Below are 16,930 nucleotides of genomic sequence, written 5' to 3' on the forward strand. Positions count from 1 at the left end.
CGGGCACGGGCCAGCCGGCCTCAGGGACGACCACACCCGAGACGATCAGAGGTGCCATGACGGACGCCACCGACCCCACCGCTCCCGCCGCCGGTTTCGCGGACATCCCGACGACCACGCTGGCCGACCTCCTCGGCCGGGCGCAGGTCATGGACATCGGCATCCGCCCGCTGTGGTCGCCTGTGCCGCGCGTGGCCGGGCCGGCGTTCACCGTGCGGTGCCCTCCCGGTGACAACCTCATGCTGCACGCGGCCATTCACCGTGCCGCCCCGGGCTCCGTCATCGTCGTCGAGTCCGGCGACCTGGACTACGCCCTGGCGGGCGGCAACGTGTGCGCCGTGGCTCAGCGCCGCGGTGTCGCGGCCTTCGTGCTGGACGGTCTGATCCGCGACCTGGGCGAGGTCCGCGAGGCCGGCTTCCCCGTGTTCGCCCGGGGCGTCATCCCGATCCCGGGCGGCAAGATGGCCGTGGAGCCGCTGAACACCGAGGTGACCTGCGGCGGGGCGAAGGTGAGCGCCGGCGATGTCGTGGTCGCCGACGAGGAGGGCGTCGTGGTCGTCCCCGCCGCCCGCCGCGGGGAGATCCTCGCCGCCGCACGGGCCAGGCTGGCCAAGGAGGCGGACGAGACCCTCGACGCGTGGGAGGCAGCCCACCGCGCCCGTGTCAACGGGATCCTGCGCGAGCAGGGCTTCGAGGAGTGACCTCCGGCGCGGGCCGCGCGGGAGGTCAGCGCAGCTTCAACTGGGCGTAGACCTTGCCCTTGGTGTCGTGGACGGTGACCCGGGACACGTAGTCCCAGGAACCGCCGCCGGATTTGACCTCGGCGACGGCGTACCAGACACCCCATCCCGGATCGCCGGGCAGCTCGATGAGCTTGCCCCGCACCGTCCCGTCGGCCGTTTCGGCCTCGACGCTGGACGCGGTGCCCTTGCCGCCGTAGTACAGGCCGGAGAGGTAGACGCGACTGCGGTCGCCCTCGGACTGCACCCCGACTCCAGGGGTGTTCCGGTCGATGTTGCCGTCGGCCACGCTCCGGAACTGCGGCTCGTCCGGCGTGGAAGGCGTCGTCCAGTACTTGCCCTCCGCCGTGAGCCACAGCTCGAAGCCGGGGGCCGCCGTCACATGCTCACCGGGGGCGACGACTCGGGGCGTCGGGGCCGGGGCCGCCGAGGAGGCGGACGGCGAGGGCGCGACGGACGCGGGCGCCGCGGGAGGCGCGTCGTGGGCGGCGCCGGGTTCCGTGCCTCGCAGCACGACCACGGCCAGCGGGACCAGCAGCAGCCCGCAGCCCGCGCCGAGTACGGCCGTCCGCCGCCTGAGCCGGATCCGCCGCCCCCGGCGCTCTACGTCCGCCAGCGGCAGCGGGGGCGGCCTGAACTCGTGTGCGGCCTCGGCCAGTGCCTCGCGCAGCCATGCGGCCTCGGCCTGTCCCGGACCTGACTCTGCTTCGGTTCTGGGGTGGTTCATCAGCGGGCTCCGGTGACGGGGTGGGAGCGGTCGGAGGCGTCGGAGGCGTCGGAGGAGGCGGGGGATGCGGAGGAGGCGGCGAAGGCCTCGAAGGCCGGGTGGGAGCGCAGAGCCGCGAGGCCGCGCCGCGCATGGGTCTTGACCGTTCCGAGCGAGCAGTCGAGCACCTCGGCGATGGCGGTTTCGGGAAGGTCCTCCCAGTAGCGCAGCACGAGCACCGTCCGCTGCCGGGCGGACAGTGTGGCGAGCGCCTGCGTGACCGCGGCGCGGCGCTCGACGGACTCGGCGTGGCCGTTGTCCGGCTGGTGCACCCGCTCGGGCAGGAACGGCATCAGCAGATGCGTGACACGTCTTCTGCGGATCCGGCTGAGGTTGTTGTTGACGAGGGAGCGTCGTACGTAGAGGTCGACGTCGTCGGGCGGGATGCGACCCCACCGCGCGTACACCTTGGCCAGGGTGGTCTGCACGAGATCCTCGGCTTCGTGGTGGTCGCCGGTGAGCAGCAGGGCGGTCCGTAGCAGACGGGTCCAGGCCGCACTGGCGTAGGCGGCGAAGTCGGTGCTTCCGGAGGAGGCTGCGAATCTCTCGTACTGCGGCACGAAGGTCCCTGTGGGTCGGGTACGGGGAGGAGGAGAGCCGGGGCGCTCCGGGGGCGGGGGCCGCGCGGGCCCCCGCCCCGGGAGGTCAGCGCAGCTTCAACTGGGCGTAGACCTTGCCCTTGGTGTCGTGGACGGTGATCCGGGACACGTAGTCCCAGGAGCCGTTGCCGGACTTGACGTCGGCGACGGCGTACCAGGCGCCCCAGCCGGGCTTGCCGGGCAGCTCGATGAGCTTGCCCCGTACGGTCCCGTCCGCCGTCTCGACCTCGACGCTCGACGCAATGCCCTTGCCGCCGTAGTACACGCCGGAGAGGTAGACGCGACTGCGGTCGCCCTCGGACTGCATCGAGACGCCGGGGGTGCTCCGGTCGATGTTGCCGTCGACCACGCTGCGGAACTGCGGATCGTCGGGCATGGAAGGCGTCGTCCAGTACTTGCCCTCCGCCGTGAGCCACAGCTCGAAGCCGGGGGCCGCCGTCACATGCTCACCGGAGGCGACGATCCGGGGCGTCGGGGCGGTCTTCTTCGCGGTCGGCCGCAGTGGCGTGGAGGCCTGGGCCTTCGCGGCGGAAGCGGCCTGGGTCTGCGCCGTTCCCGCCTGCGCGACCGTGGCGTGCGGTGCCTTCGCGGGTACGGCGTACGCGGCCGTGGCCGTCCCCGCCACGGCGGCGACGGCGGCGGCGCAGGCCAGGTACTTCAGCGTCCGTTTCATGAACGGGCAACTCCTCGTGGAACACGGACCCCAGGGGGATCCGGAACGGCTGGTGGAAGGAGGGCGCCTCTCCACCCGTTCAAACCCCGTCGGGACCGCTTCCGGATGACACCCACGCGAGATTTCTTCGCGAAGTGGCCGGCCGCGTACGCCGACGCGCGGCCTGGCGCCGGTCCCGCCCCGCTCGGCGCGCGGTGGTGATAATCGTCGGGTGAACGGCGGTGAGGTGCGACGGCGGCTGCTGGGCGATCTGCTGGCGGTCGGGGCGCCGTACGGGCTGGCGCTCGCCGGTGCGGACGCGGTGCGGGCGCACGGGCTGGTGGACCGGCCCGGCCGGGACATCGAGGTGGCCACCGAGAGCCCGGTCGGGGCGGGCGACATCGTCACGGCGGTACTCACCGGCCTGGAGCAACGCGGCTGGCGGGTGCGGACGTCGGAGACGGAACCACTCGCGGCCCGGCTCGTGGTCGGTGAGCCGGGGGTGGGCGGCCGGGAGGCTGGAGCCGGGACCGAGACCGGGACCGGGGCCGCAGCCGAGGCCGGGACCGAGACCAGGGCCGAGACGGGCGCCCGGCCCGCAGCCGAGACCGAGGCCCGGACCGAGACCGAGGCCCGGACCGAGACCGAGGCCCGGACCGAGACCGAGGCCCGGACCGAGACCGAGGCCCGGACCGAGACCGAGGCCCGGACCGGGACCGAAGCCGGGACCGAGACCAGTGCCACGGAAGAGTTCATCGTGCAGGTGGTCAAGGAGGTGCTGTGGCGGCCGCTGGAGGTGGGCGAGTTCGGGCCGGTTCTCTCCCTTGAGGACCTTGTCGGAACCAGGGTGCGCGCACTGGCCGGGCAGGGTCTCGCCCCCGATCTCGTCGACGTCCACGCCGCCGCCGACCGGTGGAGCCACCCGGAGCTGGAGGAACTCGGCCGCCGACACGCCGGTGACGTCTTCGACCTCGCCGATCTCCAGACCCGCCTCGTCGGGTCCGAGTGGATCGACGACCGTGAGTTCGCCGCCTGCGGGCTCGGCGACCGGGCGATCGCCGAGCTCCGCCGCTGGGCCCAGGAATGGGCGGACGACATCGGCGAACGGCTCGCGGAGTCCGCGGCGCCACCCGACGACGAGTGACGCCGACCCCCACGACCGACACCGACACCGACACGCTCGCCCACGCCGACGCCGACTCCTACGCGTGACGCCGACTCCTGGGGCACACGGTCAGCCGGTGATCACCGTCACCCCTTCCGGCGCCGACACCTCCACCGATCCGTCCCCCGCCACCGCGATGTCCAGCCGCTTCCCCCCGGCCTCCAGCCCGGTGACCGTCAGCGGACCGTAGGCGCGGGCGAAGCCCTGGGCGACCGTCACGGTGCCGGCCGGGATGTCCGCGCTCAGGCCGAGGGCCGACTGGAGGACGAGGACCGAGGACGCCGCCGCCCACGCCTGGGGCCGGCAGGACGCCGGATAGGGCGCGGGACGCGGCCCTGCCTCGGCGCCGTGGCCCGCGAAGAGCTCGGGCAGCCGGGCCTCGAACGCCGCCGACGCCGTCAGCAGGCCGTCCGCCAGCGACGCCGCGGCGTCCGGGAAGCCGGACCTGACCAGGCCGTGCACGGCGATCGCGGTGTCGTGCGGCCAGATCGAACCGATGTGGTAGCCGTACGGGTTGAAGCCCGCCGCCTCGCCGCTCAGCGTGCGCAGACCGTGCCCCGAGTCCAGGTCGCCGCCGGAGAGCCGGGCGGCCAGGAGGGCGCTCTCCTCGTGGTTCAGCAGCCCCGTTCCCAGGAGGTGACCGAAGCCCGAGGTGACCGAGTCGGCCGGCCTGCCGTCGCCGTCCAGCGCGACCGCCGGGTACGGGCCCCCCTCGTCCTCCACCCAGAAGCGCTCGCGGAAGCGCGTGGCGAGACGGTCCGCCCACTCCTCCCACTCGTCGGCCCCCGGGCGGCCGAACGACCGCAGCAGCGCCGCTCCGCCGCGCGCGGCCTCGTAGGCGTACGCCTGCACCTCGCACAGCGCGATCGGCGGGCGGGCGAGGCTGCCGTCGCGGTACCGGATGGAGTCGCCGGAGTCCTTCCAGCCCTGGTTGGCCAGGCCCCGGCCCGACTGGTCGACGTACTTGAGGAAGCCGTCGCCGCCGGCCTCCCCCTGGTCGCGCATCCACGCCAGCGCCGACTCGGCGTGCGGCAGCATCCGCTCGACCTGCTCCGGCGCCAGGCCCCAGCGCCAGGCGTCGTGGAGCAGGGAGATCCACAGCGGGGTGGCGTCGACCGTGCCGTAGTACACCGGCGGGAGCGAGAACGTGTCGCTGAACGACGAGGTGTCCCGCCGGACTTCGTGCAGGATCTTGCCCGGCTGCTCCTCGGAGGCCGGGTCGTCGACGCCGCCCTGGCGACGGGCGAGGGTGCGCAGGGTGCCGGCCGCGAGCTCGGTGCCGAGCGGGAGCAGCATGCGGGCGGCCCAGAGCGAGTCGCGGCCGAAGAGGGTCAGGAACCAGGGCGCGCCCGCGGCGAGGAACTGGTCCGGCCGGTCCCCCGGCGAGCGCGGGTCGGTCAGGCGCAGCCGGTCCAGGTCGGCGAGCGACTGCTCCAGCCACCGGTCGAGGCCCCGGTCCGCGCTGCGCAGGACGGGGGTGCGCCACGGCAGGGAGCCCGCGGGGGGCGCCGGGAACTGGTCGCCGTCCGCGTGGGCGGCGGTGCAGCGCAGGGTGACCGTCCACGAGGCGCCCGGGTCCAGGGCGATGTCGTACGACAGCCGGCCGGCCGGCACGTCCAGCGTGTCGGGCGCGGGCTCACTGGCCAGGCGTACGGCGAACCCGTCGCTCGCCCAGGACAGTTCGCCGGTGCCGGCGGCCCGCGCGGGTGCCGCCTGGGCCGGGCGGCCCGACTTGACCTGCTCCATGGTGGCGAGGTCCGTGCCGGCCGTGACCGTCAGCCGGAAACGGACCGACCGCGTGCCCGCGTTGGTGACGTCGAGGACCTCTTCCAGCCCTCCGGACGTCGTGGTCCGGCGGCGGCGCAGGGCGACCGCGGGGTCGGCCGTCACCTCTCCGAGGCCCCGCAGGATCGACCGGAAGTCCGCCCGGTCCGCCCCGCGCAGCCCGTGTCCGACGGGCGCCAACGGGACGCCCTCGGCCGTGACGGTCAGCCGCGAGAGCGCCCGGCGGTCGCCGTGGAAGAAGCCGTCCGCGCCTCCGTCGAAGGCCCCGTCGGCGCGTGAGATCACGAAGCTGGGGGCGTGCAGCGTGACGACCGCGTCGTGCAGGAACGGCTGAAGGCCCTCGGTCACCGCGGGGGGCGGCGTGACCGAGCCGTTGGCGTCCGGGGTCTTGACAGTCGAGTCCAAGGGAGTAGAACCTCTCAGCGTTTGATCGTTCCAAAGACATTAAGTGACTCGTCGGAGCGCTGACAATGCTTTTGGAACGCTAAAACTGCTCCTCGTTCCCTCTGCACGCCGGAGGCCGCAATGCCCCGCTCCAGCAACGACCCGCCCGCCAGGGGCGGTCCGGTGACGCTCGCCATGGTCGCGCGCCGGGCCGGGGTCTCCCCGCAGACCGTGTCGAACGCGATCAACTCGCCGGACCTGCTGCGTTCCGAGACCCTGGAGCGGGTCCGCCGTGTGATCGACGAGATGGGCTACCGCCCCAGCCGCGCCGCGCAGACCCTGCGCACCCGCTCCAGCAGGCTGATCGGATACGGCATCCAGCCCCTTCCGGCCAGCAGTCCCGTCCTCGACCGGTTCCTGCACGCCCTGTCGCAGGCCGCCGACGAGGCCGGGTACCGGATCCTGCTGTTCGCCTGCCGGCCCGGCACTCCGACGCTGGACGGCTACGAGGAGCTGCTTGACCAGCACGAGGTCGACGGCTTCGTGCTCAGCGGCACCGAGCACAACGACCCGCGCCAGGCCTGGCTCGCCAAGCGGGGCGTGCCGTTCGTCGCCTTCGGCCGGATGTGGTCGCGGCGGCAGATCGGCGACTGGATCGACGTCGACGGCGCCTCGGGCACGGACGCCGCCGTGGAGCACCTGATCGGTCTGGGGCATCGCAGAATCGCCTTCCTCGGCTGGGGGCGCGGCTCCTCCGGCGCCGGTGACGACCGGGCCGAGGGCTGGCAGCGGGCCATGAAACGGCACGGGCTGCCGACGCGCGGGCGGCGCGCGCAGAGCGTGAACGACATCGACGCGGCCCGCGCGGCCGTGAAGCCGCTGCTCGACGCGGGGGCGACCGCGGTGGTCGCGGCCAGCGACATGCTGGCGCTCGGCTGCTACCAGACGCTGCGTGAACGCGGGGACGCCCCCGGTCGGGACGTCGCCGTGGTCGGCTTCGACGACTCGCCGACCGCCGAGCTCCTGTCGCCCGCGCTGACCTCCATCGCCCAGCCGCTGGAGGAGGTCGGCCGGGAGTGCGTACGACTGCTGCTGGCGCGGTTGGCGGCGCCTGACGCGCCGCCCGAACGCATCCTGCTGCCGCCGTCCCTGGTCGTCCGGGACAGCACCCGGGCCGCTCCCGCCGTGACCGCGACCACCGTCTGACGGCGGGCCGACGGGCTGACGGGCTGACGGCCCAAGGACCCGATGGCTCAAGGGCCCGACAGTCCGACGGACCAAGGCCCCCGACAGCTCGACGGCTCGACGGCCCAACCGACTGACGGACTTGGCGGACGCCGGTCACCCCCGGCGAGCACCGTCCCGACCGGAACCATCCCGGCCGGCCGTCCCGATCAGCACGATCCCGGCCGGCACATCCCGGCCCCGTCCCGGTCGGCACTTGCCCGACCGTCCCCGCCCCGACCCGGGCCCGTCCCGGTCGGCACCGTCCCGACGATCCCCGTCCCCACGGGGTCCTTCCCCGTCCCCACCGTCCCCACCGCCCCCATCCCGCCCCGACCCGCCCCCCTCCGTGTCGGTCCAACCGCCCCCGGCCCAACCCGAGTTCTCCTCGCCTCCACCCCGGCCGTCCTTCGTGCCGCCGGGCGGAGTCGTACTCGTACTCACCATCCCCGAACCCCGGAGGAAACCATGTCCCACCGTACGGCCGCCACGGCCCTCGCCACCTGCGCGGCACTGCTGGTCACCGCGGGCTGCTCGTCGAGTTTCGGCGGCGACAAGAAGACCGAGCAGGACACCGGCTCCCACCAGAACCTGCGGGTGCTGATAGCCAGTTCCGGCGACGCCGAGACCAAGGCCGTCAAGGAGGCGGCCGCCGCGTACGCCAAGCAGTCCGGCAACACGGTGACCGTCGACGTCGCCAAGGACATGAACCAGCAGCTCGCCCAGGCGTTCGCCGGGCACAAGCCGCCGGACGCCTTCTACGTCAACTCGGACCAGTTCGCGAACTACACCAGAGGCGGCTCCCTGTACGCCTACGGCGACAAGGTCAAGGACGCCGACGACTTCTCCGAGCAGCTGCGCGCCTCCTTCACCCACGACGGCAAGCTGGTGTGCCTGCCCAAGGACACCTCCACGCTCGCCCTGGCGGTCAACACCGACCTGTGGAAGAAGGCGGGCCTGACCGAGAAGGACTACCCGGCGGACTGGGACCAGCTGAAGAAGGTCGCGGGCAAGCTGACCGGGAAGGGTGCGACCGGTCTTGTCGTGGGTGCCGAGCACGCGCGGCTCGGCGTCTTCATGAGGGAGGCCGGCGGCTGGATGACCAACGCCGACCAGACGAAGATGACCGCCGACAGCGCGCAGAACGTGCAGGCGCTCCAGTACGTGCAGTCCCTGCTGAAGTCCGGCTCCATGAAGTACGCCAGCCAGGTCGACACCAACTGGGGCGGCGAGGCATTCGGCAAGGGCAAGGCCGCCATGACCATCGAGGGCAACTGGCTCGACGGCGCCATGAAGGCCGACTACCCCGACGTGAAGTACAAGGTGGTGCCGCTGCCCGCCGGTCCGGCCGGCCAGGGCACGCTCGCCTTCAGCCAGTGCTGGGGCGTCGCCGCCGAGAGCGCCCACCGGGCGGCCGCCGTGGACCTGGTGACGTACCTCAACTCCAGCGCGCAGCAGCTGAAGAACGCCGACGCGTTCGGTGTGATGCCCTCGCGCACCAGCGCCCTGGCCGAGTACGCGAAGCAGAACCCCGCGGCGAAGGCGTGGGTCGAAGGCAGCGCCTACGCGCAGGGCCCGGTGACGCTCGCCGGATTCGACAAGGTGCTCGGCCAGTTCAACACGGACCTCGCGGGGCTGGCCACCGCCGACCCGAAGAAGATCCTCGCCGACCTCCAGCGCAACGGCGAACACGCGCTCACGAAGGGCAACTGACCCACCGTGTCCGTGCGTACGTCACACCACCCCGGGCCGGAGCCGCGTTCCCGCGCCGGCCAGGGGTCCCGTACGGCCGGCCCGCCGGGCGAACCTGACACGCCCGGCGGGCCCGGCCCGAAGTCGGCGGCACCCGCCCGGCGGGTGGGGCGCCGCTCGGAGGGCGCCTGGGGCTGGCTGTTCGTCAGCCCCGCGGTGCTCGTCCTCGGCCTGTTCCTGGTCCTGCCGACGCTGATGGCGCTGTGGGTGAGCCTGCTGCACTGGGACGGGCAGTCCAACCCGTTCAGCGCGCAGGCGGACTTCGCCGGCCTGGACAACTACCGGGCGCTGCTCACCGATGACGGCCTCGACCGCACCCTGTTCGCGACCTCGCTGCGCAACACCGTGTACTACGTGCTGCTGACCGTGCCGCTCCAGACCTTCCTCGCGCTGGGTCTGGCGCTCGTCGTCAATCAGCGGCTGCTGCGTGGCCGGGGCGCCCTGCGCACCGCGTTCTTCTTCCCCTCCGTCACCAGCTCGATCGCGGTCTCGACGATCTTCCTGTTCCTGTTCCAGGGCAGCGGTGCCGTCAACTCGGCGCTGTCCTGGATCGGGGTGAAGGGCCCGAACTGGTTCAACGACCCGCGGGGAGTGCTGTCCCTGCTGCTCGGCGGACTGGGCGTCGTCGACACCGGCCATCCCTCGGGTGTGCTGGCCGACCACTCCTTCATGGGGCTGTCCTGGTTCGAGTGGCTGTCGGGGCCGTCGGTCGCGATGTGCACGATCATCCTGCTCGCGGTGTGGACGACCTCAGGCACCTTCATGCTGATCTTCCTCGCGGCGCTCCAGGACGTGCCGCGCGAGCTGGAGGAGGCGGCCGCGATCGAAGGCGTCGGTCGCCTCCAGATGCTGCGGTACGTGACGCTGCCCGCGCTGCGGCCCGTGCTGTTCCTCGTGCTCACCCTCGGGCTGATCGCCACCTGGCAGGTCTTCGACCAGGTGTACGTCATGAGCCAGGGCGCGCCCGGCAACACGACGCTCACGCCGGCCTTCCTGTCCTACTCGACCGCGTTCGACGACGCGGACTTCGGCCAGGGTGCGGCCATCGCCTTCATCCTGCTCGTACTGATCCTGACCATGACGGCCCTGCAACGCTTCCTGCTGCGCGAGCGTGCCGCCCGTCCCCGGAGGAACCGATGAGCGCGCATTCCACGGCCGCCCGGGCGCAGGGGCGTCCGGTGCTCGGACGTTTTCCCCGGCCCCTGCGGATCCTCGGGTACACGCTGGTGGTGGGGCTCGGGCTGCTGTACGTCCTGCCGTTCGCCATCCAGTTGGCGACCGGGTTCAAAACGGATCCGGAGGCGGCGGCCCATCCGCTCGGGCTGTTCCCCATCACTCCGACGATCGCCGCCTACCAGCGGCTGTTCGGGATCAGCCAGGCCGGGGACGCCGTGCCGTTCCCGCGCTGGCTGGGCAATTCGGTCTTCGTCACGGTCGTCATCACCTCGGGGCGGGTGCTGTTCGCCTCCATGGCCGGGTACGCGCTGGCCCGGCTGCGCTTCCCGGGCCGCACGCTGCTGTTCGGCTTCCTGCTCACCGTGATCGCGGTGCCGCCGATCGTGCTGCTGATCCCGCGGTTCCTGGTGCTCAACGCCTTCGGGTTGTTCGACACCTACGCCGCCATGATCCTGCCGCTGCTGGTGGACGCGACGCAGGTGTTCATCATGAAGCAGTTCTTCGAGTCGATCCCCCGGGAGGTGGAGGAGGCCGCGCGGGTCGACGGCGCCGGTGTCTTCCGGACCTTCTGGTCGGTCGTCCTGCCGATGGCCCGGCCGGCCCTGATCACCGTGACGATCCTGGCCTTCCAGGGCTCGTGGAACGAGTTCACCCACTACCTGGTGGCCACCCAGTCCAGCCAGTACGAGACCCTGACCACCGGTCTCGCCCGCATGGTCTCGGGCGGCCTGGGCGGCGGCACCCAGTACCCCCTGAAACTCGCCGCGGCCCTCCTGTCCACCCTCCCCGTGGCCCTCCTCTTCTTCTCCTTCCAACGCCACTTCGTCCAGGGCGCGAACGCGGGGGCGGTCAAGGACTAGGACGACCGCACCAAGCCACCCACCGAGCGGCGTGGACCCTCCGCGCCGCGGCGGGCGGCACAACCCGCCGCGCCGCCCATAACGTTTCTGCAGGTCAGCGCGGGCTTTTCGCGATCACCTGGGACGGTGAACCGGACGGGAGCCCCGCAACCCGCCCGACCTGGGCGCGGTTGTCCTCCGTGATTGGCAAGAGGCCATCAGGAGGGGATCACCATGGTCATTCCGCAGGTCGCGCGTCTCATCACCGTCCTGGGCGCCGCCGTCGCGCTGGTTTTCACCTCGGCGACGGGCGCCAGTGCCGGCGCGGTCGGCTCGACACCCGTGCGGACCTTCGAGTACAGCGTGGGCGGCGTGACCATGAAGGTCCCCACGGGCTGCATGTTCACGCACATCATCCGAGGCAGCGCACTTCGGATCACCTACCAGAACGCCGGCGTCGACTGCGCCTTCGTGGGGGCGCTCAGCAGTGGCTTCTGCAACTGGCGGATCGACTTCACCTACGCCGACACCGGCAACCGCACCTACCGCACCTCGCGCGGCAGGACGCACGACGAGTGCAAGATCGACCCCATGCGGAGCAACTCTCCTCAGACGCTCCCTCGTTATGGCAAGACATGCGCCCACCTCCACGTCAACGGCGTGCGGCGGGTCAGTCAGTGCCATCACGTCACGAAGTGAGCCAAGTATGAGCGAGCAGCAGCGGCAGCAGGGGAAGGCGGCTGGACCGGCGGAGGAGCGAGCCGACACGGTGCGGCGGCGGGCCGGACTTTGCGGCTTCCTCGTCGGGTTCGGTGTCGTCCTTGCCTTCTTCGCCTTCTTTCCCGGGTTGCCGCATGTCATCGACTGGGGTGCTCTTCTTGTGGGGTTGGGGGTTGGGGGGCTTGGGTGGTGGGGGTGTCGGGCTTGGGTGAGGCGGGGTTATCGGGGTTAGGGCGGCGGGAGGCTGCGGCGAGGGTCAGGGTGATCGCTGTGGAGGCCGCTGCTGTCGCCGTCATCGCCGTGGCCGGGGACGTGAGTTGGGCGATCGTGCCGGCCAGGGCTGCGCTCGCGCCCTGAAGGGTGAGCATGCCCGCGGAGTGCAGGCCCAGGGCGTGGCCGGCCAGTTCGTCGGGGGTCGAGGCCATCAGGCGTTCCTGCTGGACCAGGCTCGCGCCGAAGCCGACGGAGGCGAGGGTCACCAGGCAGGCGGCCACCGGTACGGGCGGGTGGAGGACGAAGAGCAGGTACGGGGCGGCCAGGAGCAGGAGCAGCGGCGTGGCCGCCCGGCGGCGTACCGCCGGAGGCAGCAGGCGGCCCACCGCCACATCCCCGGCCAGCATCCCGAACGCCGCGCACGCGAACAGCGTGCCCGCCGCCGCGGGGGTGTAGGACACGTACAGGGACTCGCAGCCGACCACCAGGCCGTTGGGGAGCCACAGGCCCAGGTAGGTCAGCCGGCGCGGACGGGACGACCACAGCAGGGCGTTGGTGCGCCAGGTCGCCGAGATGGACGGGCGCCCGGAGGTGCGCGGACGCCGCCGGGTCAGGCCGAGGCGGAGCACCGCCGCCGCCACCGCGTACAGCGCGGCGGACAGCAGCAGCGAGACCCGCGGTGACAGGGCCGCCACCAGCAGCCCGCCCGTCGCGAAGCCGATGATCTGCATAACGCCGCTCATCATGTTGAACACCGAACGCCCCAGCAGATAGCCGTCCTTGGACAGGATCTCGTTCAGCAGGCCCCAGCGGACTCCCCCGCCCAGGGATGCGACCAGCCCCTGCGCGAGGATCACCGCGAAGACCGCCCACAGCGCCAGGCCGGGCACCGCCAGCAGTGCCGTGCCCGCCGCGAAGGACAGGCAGACGCCCACCAGCGCACGCCTCGGCGGCAGCCGGTCCGCACCGGACAGGAACAGGGTCGCGCCGAGCACCTGGGCCAGCGAGGGCCCGAACATGCTCACCGCCGAGAGCAGGGGCGAGTCCGTCGCCCGGTACACCAGGGTGCCGAGCGCGAGTCCACTCGCCGTCTGGGCCACCGTCTGCGCACAGGACGCGAGGAAGAGCGGAGTGAACTCCGGGGTGCGGAAGAGTTGCTGGTAGCTGCGCATGCGCCGGAGTCTCCGGCGGGCACGGGGCCGGTGGTTATTGTTTCGCACGGGCGCGAAAGCTCGCCGGGGGGAGAGTCCATGGGCTGGTGGCAGATCAACGCCGACACACTCGCCGGGAGCCGGTTCGTGCTCTCGCCTCTCGCGGAGACCTTCGCGAGCCTGGAACTGCTGCACGCGGGCGCCGGCACCCACCCCGGCGAACAGGCGTGGCTGCGCGCGCACCTGCCCGCCTACCGGCGGCTCCTCGCCGGCGACCCCGTCACCGCGCTCCTCGTCCGCGCCGGACTCGGCCGGGACTGGATCGCCGACTTCCTCACCCCCACACCCCTGGACGAGGAGTCCTTCGAGGAAGGCGTCGAACGGGTGCGCGCCACCGACCCGGCGGCGGCCCGCGCGCACCTGCGGACCTCGCTCGCCGGACCGCTGCCGCCCGCGCTGGAGCGGGACGACCTGCCCGAACGCGCGGCCCGGCTCCTCGAGCACGTCTGGGCGGAGACCGTACGGCCCTCCTGGACCCGGCGGCGGCACATCCTCGAAGCCGATGTCGTCGCACGGACCGCGCAGGTCAGCCGGGGCGGCTGGGCCGCGGTGCTGGACACCCTGCGGCCGGGCACGCGCTGGCTCGGCGAGAACCGGTTCCAGGTCAACCACACGAGTATCCGCCGCGGGAGATCTCCGGCGCCCAGCTCGTCTTCGTGCCGGTCACCCCGAAGGCCGGCTGGGTGGCGTGGGACGAACCGCGTCGCCGCTACGCCGTCGTCTATCCCTGCGCCGGCGCCCTCGCCGACACCGACGCGCGCCGCGCCTCCGTACCCACGGGCCTCGGGGCCCTGCTGGGCCGCGCCCGCGCCGAGGTCCTGCTCCTGCTCGCCTCCCCCCTCAGCACCACCCAGCTGACCGCCGTGACCGGCCAGACCCTGGGCTCCGTGGGCCGCCACCTGCGCGTACTCCTGGACGCGGGCCTGGTGGAACGCCGCCGGGCCGGACGCTCGGTGCTGTACTCACGGACCGGCGCGGGCCAGGTCCTCGTCGAGGCGGCAGCCTCGGAGGCAACGGTGCACAGTTAGCATCCGCTCATGACGACTTCAGACAGCAGCAGCGCCCTGGCCCCGGACTCCCCCCTGGCCGTGGAGATCGGTGCCCTTCAGGGCGGGGCGGCCGGACTCGGGCAGTACGCGGGGCAGGTCGTGCTCATCGTGAACGTGGCGTCCAAGTGCGGGCTCACCCCGCAGTACGCCGGACTCGAACAACTGCACGAGCGGTATGCGGGGCAGGGCTTCACCGTGCTCGGCGTGCCGTGCAACCAGTTCATGGGGCAGGAGCCGGGCAGCGCCGAGGAGATCGCCGCGTTCTGTTCCGCCACCTACGGCGTCACCTTCCCCATGACCGAGAAGGCCGAGGTGAACGGGGAGGGGCGCCACCCGCTCTACGAGCGTCTGACCGGCTTCGCCGACGCCGAGGGCTACACCGGGGACATCCGCTGGAACTTCGAGAAGTTCCTGGTCGGACGGGACGGCAAGGTCGTCGCCCGGTTCTCCCCGCAGACCGCCCCGGATGCCACCGAGCTGGTCACGGCCGTCGAGGAGCAGCTCGCCTGACGAGCCCCGTCCCGAGAGGTGAACGGTTCGCCGGCCCTGGGCCGAGGCTCCCGGGCCGGCGGACGGTCACTTCTTCAGCTCGTCGGGACAGGGAGTGCCGCGCGGGAGCTGGTACGGCGCCGCCAGCCGGTACGTGCCCGGCTTCGGCGCGAGCAGCTCGGTCCACTTGTCGCCCTCGCTGTCCTGCTCCGTCTCCATGAGGCAGCCGTTGACGTTGTCGTACGTCTTCGGCTCGCCCTCGGCGCGGTGCTTGGAGGCGTCGGTCTCCTGGGGCGCCTTGAGGCTCTTGCCCTGGTCGTCGACGAGGCTCAGCCAGGGCGAGTACGGGATGCGGATGAGGATGCGGCCCGCCGTGCGCACCTGGAGGGTCATCTCGCCCTGCTCGGCGCGTTCGACGACCGCGTCCGGCTCGGCGAGCGGCGCCGGGTCGGTGACCTTGAAGAGCTGCCAGTTGGCGTCGCCCCAGATCTGCTTCAGGTACGGCATGCCCTCCTGCACCAGCGCGCGTTCGCGCTCGGCGCCGTTGCCGTCGACGTCGCCCTTGGGCAGCACCACGTAGTGCACCGCCCACCGCTGCAACCAGTCGTGGTAGTTCGCCGAGTTGAGCGTGTCGTCGTAGAAGAGCGGGTTGCGCTGCATGTCGGCCTGGCGGTTCCAGCCGCGGGCCAGGTTCACGTAGGGCGCCAGCGCGGAGGCCTCGCGGTGGGAGCGGGCGGGGACCACCTCGACGCGGCCCTTCTCCGCGCCGGCCCGCTGCAACTGGTTGACCAGGGGGGCCAGCTCGCGCGCCCAGGAGGCGGCGGGGGTGGTGTTGACGGTGTCGTCGACCGACTTGAACCCTATCCAGCCGACGAAGCCGACGACGGCCACCACGATCGTGTACCAGGTGCGCGAGCGCGGCACCGCGAACGGCAGCGCCGCCACCAGCACCACCCCCGCGAACAGCATGGCCAGCCGGGTGATGTTGGAGCCGATCTGGGAGCTGATCAACCAGACCATGACGACCGCCAGGCCGTACACCGCGGACGTGATCCGGACCGTCTTCCAGTCCCGGGGGACGAGGACGACGGCGAGCACGGAGTAGATCAGCGGCAGGATCACCGAGGCGAACGCCATCGGCTGGGTGCCGGAGAAGGGGAACAGCCAGGCCGACACGGCCACCACCGCGGCCGGGGCCAGGCCGAGCGCCCAGGCACCCGGGCGGCGCTTCTGGAAGAACAGCGCGACCGCGATCAGGCCCACGAACAGGCCCGCCACGGGCGAGGACATGGTGGCGAGCGCGGCCAGCGGGGCCGCGACCAGCGCCTTCGCCCAGCGTTTGAAGCGCCAGCGGTGCGGCCAGCAGAACACGGCTGCGACCGCGCCGAGCGCGAACATCGTGCCCAGGCCGAAGGTCACCCGGCCCGACACCGCGTTGCACAGCAGCCCGAAGACACCGGTCAGCGCGGCCCACAGGGGGTTCCTGACCGAGCGGCTGCGGATGAGGACCAGCATCAGCAGGCCCGCCGAGACGGTGCCCGCGATCATCATCGTCGTCCGGACGCCCAGCAGGGACATCAGGTACGGCGACACCACGCTGTACGACACCGGGTGCATGCCGCCGTACCAGGCGAGGTTGTACGCCGAGTCGGGGTGCCGGCCGACGAACTCGGCCCAGGCGTCCTGCGCCGCGAGGTCGCCGCCACTGTTGGCGAGCGTGAAGAACCAGACGACGTGCAGCAGGCCCGCCAGGGCGGTGACGGACAGCACGGGGTGCCGCAGCATCCGCTCCCGGACCGCCATGACCGCGGCGCGGGCGCGGGAACCTTCGCCGCCCCGCTCCCCGTCCCGGTCGCCGCCACGACCGTCCCCCGACCTGTCCGCCGGGCCGTCCTGCCGTCGGTGGTCGTCGTTCGTGTCCGTCGTCGACCCGCCTATTCGCGGTCCGTCCTCCGGGCGGCCCGGATCGGCGTCGTCGGCACGTGTCGGATCCGCTGTGGCCACCTGACGGCTCTCCCCGTGTCCTGTTCTCTGTTCGCAGCCGGGTCCCGCGACCGGCGACGTGTCCGTTTCGTGACGCTAGCACGCACCCCGCCGGGCCAGCTCCCGGGTGGGGCTGCCCGACGGGGTGGGCGGGGGCGGCGACGGCCGCCGGAACGGTGCGGA

The 16,930-nt window shown here is 72.5% G+C and carries 13 protein-coding genes and 2 pseudogenes; 9 read left to right on the top strand and 6 right to left on the bottom strand.

The annotated features are described in order from the left end of the window. The first annotated feature begins 56 nt into the window (after nucleotides 1–56). Complete coding sequence (locus ACIP4X_RS04850; RefSeq protein WP_401346658.1) at nucleotides 57–701, top strand: RraA family protein; 645 nt, start codon at nucleotides 57–59, stop codon at nucleotides 699–701. A 25-nt stretch (nucleotides 702–726) separates the two neighbouring features. Here the strand turns inward: ACIP4X_RS04850 and ACIP4X_RS04855 are convergent, their stop codons facing one another. The 3 genes from ACIP4X_RS04855 to ACIP4X_RS04865 all read right to left on the bottom strand — a co-directional run bounded on the left by ACIP4X_RS04855 (nucleotide 727) and on the right by ACIP4X_RS04865 (nucleotide 2,778). Next, nucleotides 727–1,467: a hypothetical protein gene (locus ACIP4X_RS04855; protein ID WP_391454152.1), complete on the bottom strand. Its 741-nt coding sequence runs from the start codon at nucleotides 1,465–1,467 to the stop codon at nucleotides 727–729. Beyond that, on the bottom strand, nucleotides 1,467–2,066 hold the full coding sequence (locus ACIP4X_RS04860; protein WP_358736618.1) for a SigE family RNA polymerase sigma factor: 600 nt from the start codon (nucleotides 2,064–2,066) through the stop codon (nucleotides 1,467–1,469). The genes ACIP4X_RS04855 and ACIP4X_RS04860 overlap by 1 nt, the downstream gene beginning before the upstream one ends. Before the next feature lie 85 nt (nucleotides 2,067–2,151). After that, entirely contained in the window at nucleotides 2,152–2,778 is a 627-nt protein-coding gene (locus ACIP4X_RS04865; protein WP_391454154.1) for a hypothetical protein, read from the bottom strand. Nucleotides 2,779–3,520: 742 nt separating this feature from the next. Between ACIP4X_RS04865 and ACIP4X_RS04870 the strand changes: the two are divergent. Further along, nucleotides 3,521–3,901: pseudogene (locus ACIP4X_RS04870) on the top strand (hypothetical protein); the annotation flags it as partial. Between the two features lie 90 nt (nucleotides 3,902–3,991). On the opposite strand, the gene ACIP4X_RS04875 reads toward ACIP4X_RS04870, so the two are convergent. Further along, a complete protein-coding gene (locus tag ACIP4X_RS04875; protein WP_358736622.1) occupies nucleotides 3,992–6,112 on the bottom strand; it encodes a glycogen debranching N-terminal domain-containing protein in 2,121 nt (706 codons plus the stop codon). A 120-nt stretch (nucleotides 6,113–6,232) separates the two neighbouring features. Between ACIP4X_RS04875 and ACIP4X_RS04880 the strand changes: the two genes are divergently transcribed. From ACIP4X_RS04880 to ACIP4X_RS04900, 5 genes are all read left to right on the top strand, one after another. Then, complete coding sequence (locus tag ACIP4X_RS04880; RefSeq protein ID WP_358736624.1) at nucleotides 6,233–7,297, top strand: LacI family DNA-binding transcriptional regulator; 1,065 nt, start codon at nucleotides 6,233–6,235, stop codon at nucleotides 7,295–7,297. A 486-nt stretch (nucleotides 7,298–7,783) separates the two neighbouring features. Further along, complete coding sequence (locus tag ACIP4X_RS04885) at nucleotides 7,784–9,028, top strand: extracellular solute-binding protein (RefSeq protein WP_358736626.1); 1,245 nt, start codon at nucleotides 7,784–7,786, stop codon at nucleotides 9,026–9,028. Between the two features lie 144 nt (nucleotides 9,029–9,172). Beyond that, nucleotides 9,173–10,207 (top strand): sugar ABC transporter permease, encoded by a 1,035-nt coding sequence (locus tag ACIP4X_RS04890; RefSeq protein ID WP_358736628.1) that lies wholly within the window; start codon nucleotides 9,173–9,175, stop codon nucleotides 10,205–10,207. Then, nucleotides 10,204–11,103, top strand: coding sequence for an ABC transporter permease subunit (locus ACIP4X_RS04895; RefSeq protein WP_391454160.1), 900 nt, complete (start codon nucleotides 10,204–10,206; stop codon nucleotides 11,101–11,103). The genes ACIP4X_RS04890 and ACIP4X_RS04895 overlap by 4 nt, the downstream gene beginning before the upstream one ends. Before the next feature lie 213 nt (nucleotides 11,104–11,316). Continuing rightward, nucleotides 11,317–11,781 (top strand): hypothetical protein, encoded by a 465-nt coding sequence (locus ACIP4X_RS04900; protein WP_401346664.1) that lies wholly within the window; start codon nucleotides 11,317–11,319, stop codon nucleotides 11,779–11,781. 158 nt (nucleotides 11,782–11,939) lie between these two features. On the opposite strand, the gene ACIP4X_RS04905 is transcribed toward ACIP4X_RS04900, so the two are convergent. After that, nucleotides 11,940–13,187: an MFS transporter gene (locus ACIP4X_RS04905; protein WP_401346666.1), complete on the bottom strand. Its 1,248-nt coding sequence runs from the start codon at nucleotides 13,185–13,187 to the stop codon at nucleotides 11,940–11,942. Nucleotides 13,188–13,265: 78 nt separating this feature from the next. On the opposite strand from ACIP4X_RS04905, the pseudogene ACIP4X_RS04910 reads away from it, so the two are divergent. After that, nucleotides 13,266–14,254, top strand: a pseudogene (locus ACIP4X_RS04910) (helix-turn-helix domain-containing protein). Nucleotides 14,255–14,263: 9 nt separating this feature from the next. Then, on the top strand, nucleotides 14,264–14,785 hold the full coding sequence (locus ACIP4X_RS04915; RefSeq protein WP_391454166.1) for a glutathione peroxidase: 522 nt from the start codon (nucleotides 14,264–14,266) through the stop codon (nucleotides 14,783–14,785). 66 nt (nucleotides 14,786–14,851) lie between these two features. On the opposite strand, the gene ACIP4X_RS04920 is transcribed toward ACIP4X_RS04915, so the two are convergent. Beyond that, on the bottom strand, nucleotides 14,852–16,768 hold the full coding sequence (locus tag ACIP4X_RS04920; RefSeq protein WP_391454168.1) for an MFS transporter: 1,917 nt from the start codon (nucleotides 16,766–16,768) through the stop codon (nucleotides 14,852–14,854). Nucleotides 16,769–16,930 lie beyond the last annotated feature (162 nt).

Source organism: Streptomyces sp. NPDC088817 (assembly GCF_044750345.1).
GTDB lineage: Bacteria > Actinomycetota > Actinomycetes > Streptomycetales > Streptomycetaceae > Streptomyces.